This is a genomic window from Pseudomonas sp. NPDC087814 (assembly GCF_044742865.1).
GTDB lineage: Bacteria > Pseudomonadota > Gammaproteobacteria > Pseudomonadales > Pseudomonadaceae > Aquipseudomonas.
In genome coordinates this window covers 1-3,768 of record NZ_JBIUVK010000102.1, presented here as the reverse complement: position 1 = coordinate 3,768, position 3,768 = coordinate 1, and the positions used below count along the sequence as shown (strand labels likewise).

Here is a 3,768-nt window from a genome sequence, read left to right as displayed (position 1 = left end):
CGGCCAATGCCAGTCCACTGTGCAAACAAGCGTAGACCCGAATGGCAGGAGGGGAAAGTCAGCGATCGGAAGGGTGCGACAATGGGTCGCAAAAAAGCCGCGCCTGAATCAGGCGCGGCTTTTGGGTGGTGCAGGATTACTCGGGTTGGCTGTCAGGCGTTGCGCCATCAGCATTGTGGGACAGGCTGTAAACATAGGCGGCCAGCAGGTGCACCTTGTCATTGCCTTGCAGTACTTCCTGCGCAGGCATCTGGCCCTGGCGGCCGTGGCGAATGGTCTGCTGCAACTGCGCCAGGCTGGTGCCGTAGATAAAGCCGCCTGGCTGCGTCAGGTTCGGCGCGCCCATGGCTTCCACGCCATGGCCTTCCGGCCCGTGGCAGGCGACACAGGTGGTGCTGAATGCCACTTGGCCCGCGGCGACATCCGCAGTGCTGTCCGCCGGCAGCGGCAGGCCTGCCAATTCATGGCGCACATAGGCTGCGACGTTCTTCACACCGTCCTCGCCCAGCACTTCACCCCAGGCCGGCATCGCGGCATGACGGCCATTCATGATGGTCATCTTGATTGCATCCGCCGAACCGCCCCAGCGCCAGATGTTATCTGCCAGGTTCGGGAAGCCGTAGGCGCCCTTGGCGTCCGAGCCATGGCACACCGCGCAGTTGGAGGCGAACAGGCGGCCGCCCATTTTCAGTGCCTGCGGGTCCTTGGCGACTTCTTCCACCGGCATGGCCGCGAATTTGGCGAAGATCGGTCCGAATTTGGCGTCGGCCTTGGCCATCTCCTTGTCCCATTCCTTGGTCTGGGTCCAGCCATCTTCATAGCCCGGCAACACGCCTTTCCAGTTGCCCAGGCCCGGGTAGAGGATCAGGTAGCCGACGGCAAACACCAGGGTGCCGGCGAACAGCATGAACCACCATTGCGGCAGCGGGTTGTCGTACTCCTCGATCCCGTCGAAGGCGTGGCCCATGGTCTGGTCCACGCTGCCCTTGGTCTCGCCCTTGCGGGTGCCGATCAACAGCCAGGTCAGGCCGATCAGGCTGCCGAGGGTCAGTACACAGATCCATGTACTCCAGAAGGTAGTCATGGCCGGTTGCTCCTTGTTGCAGGCTCTTCTTGAGCGTCGGGGGTTGGCGGTAGCGGTTCATCGGCAAACGGCAGTAGGCACGCCTCGGCGAACTCCGAATTGCGCCGGGAGTTGAACACCCACAGCGACAAGCCGATGAAGGCGATGGCCACGACCAGCGTGCCAAGCCCGCGGATGGTTCCAGCATCGAAATCAAATCCCATGGCTCACCTCTTGCTCTTGATGGCAGTGCCGAGCACTTGCAGGTACGAAACCAGCGCGTCCATCTCGGTCTTGCCCTTGAGGGAGGCCACGGCACCGGCGATGTCGTCGTCGGTGTACGGCACGCCGAGGGTGCGCATCACCTTGAGCTTGGTCTCGGTGTGGCTGCTGTCGACCGGGGCGGTGACCAGCCATGGGTACGCCGGCATCTTCGATTCCGGTACCACGTTGCGCGGGTTGTACAAGTGCGCGCGGTGCCAGTCGTCCGAGTAGCGCGCGCCGACGCGGGCCAGGTCCGGCCCGGTACGCTTGGAGCCCCACAGGAACGGGTGATCCCACACGCTTTCACCGGCCACCGAGTAGTGGCCATAACGCTCGGTTTCGGCGCGGAACGGGCGGATCATCTGCGAATGGCACTGTACGCAGCCTTCGCGGATATAGATGTCGCGGCCTTCCAGTTGCAGCGCGGTGTAGGGCTTCATGCCTTCCACTGGCTTGTTGGTCACATCCTGGAAGAACAGCGGCACAATCTGGGTCAGGCCGCCGATGCTCACGGCGAGCACCATCAGCAGCATCAGCAGGCCGACGTTCTTTTCAATGGTTTCGTGTTTCATCATCGACTCCTCAGGCCATCTGCGCCGCAGCGGCGACTTCGGCGGGTTGTGCCGAACGCACGGTGCGCCAAGTGTTGTAAGCCATCAGGAACATGCCGCTGAGGAAGATCGCCCCGCCCACCAGTCGCACGATGAAGCCTGGGTGGCTGGCCACCAGGGTTTCGACGAAGGAGTAGGTGAGGGTGCCGTCATCGTTGATTGCACGCCACATCAGGCCCTGGGTGATGCCGTTGACCCACATCGAGGCGATGTAGAGCACGGTACCGATGGTGGCCAGCCAGAAGTGGGTGTTGATCAGGCTGACGCTGTGCATCTGCGCACGGCCGAACAGTTTCGGGATCATGTGGTACAGCGCGCCGATGGAAATCATCGCTACCCAACCGAGGGCGCCGGCGTGTACGTGGCCGATGGTCCAGTCGGTGTAGTGGGACAGCGAGTTGACCGTCTTGATGGCCATCATCGGGCCTTCGAAGGTCGACATGCCGTAGAACGCCAGGGAGACCACGAGGAACCGCAGGATCGGGTCGGTGCGCAATTTATGCCAGGCGCCCGACAGGGTCATCATGCCGTTGATCATGCCGCCCCAGCTTGGCGCGAGCAGGATGATCGACATCGCCATGCCCAGGGACTGGGCCCAGTCCGGCAATGCGGTGTAGTGCAGGTGGTGCGGACCGGCCCAGATGTACAGGGTGATCAGGGCCCAGAAGTGCACGATGGACAGGCGATAGGAGTAGATCGGACGCTCGGCCTGTTTCGGCACGAAGTAGTACATCATCCCCAGGAAGCCGGTGGTGAGGAAGAAACCTACGGCGTTGTGGCCGTACCACCACTGGATCATTGCGTCCGTCGCACCGGCGTAGGCCGAGTAGGACTTGAAGAAGCTGACCGGCAAGGACGCATGGTTGACGATATGCAGCATCGCCGTCACCAGGATAAATGCCCCGTAGAACCAGTTGCCGACATAGATGTGCTTGGTCTTGCGCTTGACGATGGTGCCGAAGAACACCACTGCGTAGGTCACCCAGACAATCGCCAGCAAAATGGCGATCGGCCATTCCAGCTCGGCGTATTCCTTGGTGGTGGTGTAGCCCAGCGGCAGGGTGACGATCGCGCCCACGATGACCGCTTGCCAACCCCAGAAGGTAAAGGCCGCCAGTGCATCGGAAATCAGTCGCGTTTGGCAGGTTCGCTGCACGACGTAATAAGAAGTGGCAAACAGTGCACATCCACCGAAGGCGAAAATCACCAGGTTGGTGTGCAACGGGCGCAGGCGTCCAAATGTCGTCCATGGCAGGCCAAAATTCAACTCTGGCCAAACCAGTTGCGAGGCAATGAAAACGCCGAGCCCCATGCCAAGGATCCCCCAGACCACCGTCATGATGGCGAACTGGCGGACTACCTTATAGTTATAAGCAGTCGGACTGATTGCTGTGCTCATTCTAAGGTTCCACGGTTTAGTTTTTTTATAGGGTAAAAATCGGTCGCAAGTATGGAGAAAGCAAGATTCCATTGCAACGCAAGGTGACCTGCGTCAATGCGTTCCAAACCAGATTCTGCGCCCTTTCCATGTTTGGCGTAAGGACAAAATTCAGGGTTAAAAGCTGACGACTTGGACAGGATTTTAAACGGGTCGAAGGTACTTGTAACTGAGTGTGTGTAAACAAGCAGCTCGGGTGACGAATGGCCAGTGGCACGACAGCCGGTAAGTACCAGCCTTTGCGCCTGTCATCGAGCAGAAATGTTTCAACCCATCGAGTGCAAGTCGGCCGTCGACCGGCCAATGCCAGTCCACTGTGCAAACAAGCGTAGACCCGAATGGCAGGAGGGGAAAGTCAGCGATCGGAAGGGTGCGACAATGGGTCGCAAAAA

The 3,768-nt window shown here is 60.2% G+C and carries 4 protein-coding genes; all 4 read right to left on the bottom strand.

The window, feature by feature from the left end; translation table 11 throughout:
- Positions 1-136: 136 nt before the first annotated feature.
- The 4 genes from ccoP to ccoN are packed head-to-tail and all read right to left on the bottom strand — an operon-like array spanning position 137 to position 3,337.
- Positions 137-1,084 carry a cytochrome-c oxidase, cbb3-type subunit III gene (ccoP, locus tag ACIOMR_RS30810; RefSeq protein WP_003219014.1) on the bottom strand — a complete coding sequence of 316 codons (948 nt, stop codon included), beginning with the start codon at positions 1,082-1,084 and terminating at the stop codon, positions 137-139.
- Positions 1,081-1,287: a cbb3-type cytochrome c oxidase subunit 3 gene (locus ACIOMR_RS30805; protein ID WP_008437576.1), complete on the bottom strand. Its 207-nt coding sequence runs from the start codon at positions 1,285-1,287 to the stop codon at positions 1,081-1,083. Before ACIOMR_RS30805 ends, ccoP begins: the two co-directional genes overlap by 4 nt.
- A 3-nt stretch (positions 1,288-1,290) precedes the next feature.
- Positions 1,291-1,899 carry a cytochrome-c oxidase, cbb3-type subunit II gene (ccoO, locus tag ACIOMR_RS30800; RefSeq protein ID WP_003219010.1) on the bottom strand — a complete coding sequence of 203 codons (609 nt, stop codon included), beginning with the start codon at positions 1,897-1,899 and terminating at the stop codon, positions 1,291-1,293.
- A 10-nt stretch (positions 1,900-1,909) separates the two neighbouring features.
- Positions 1,910-3,337: a cytochrome-c oxidase, cbb3-type subunit I gene (gene ccoN, locus ACIOMR_RS30795; protein ID WP_401198194.1), complete on the bottom strand. Its 1,428-nt coding sequence runs from the start codon at positions 3,335-3,337 to the stop codon at positions 1,910-1,912.
- Between the last annotated feature and the right edge of the window lie 431 nt (positions 3,338-3,768).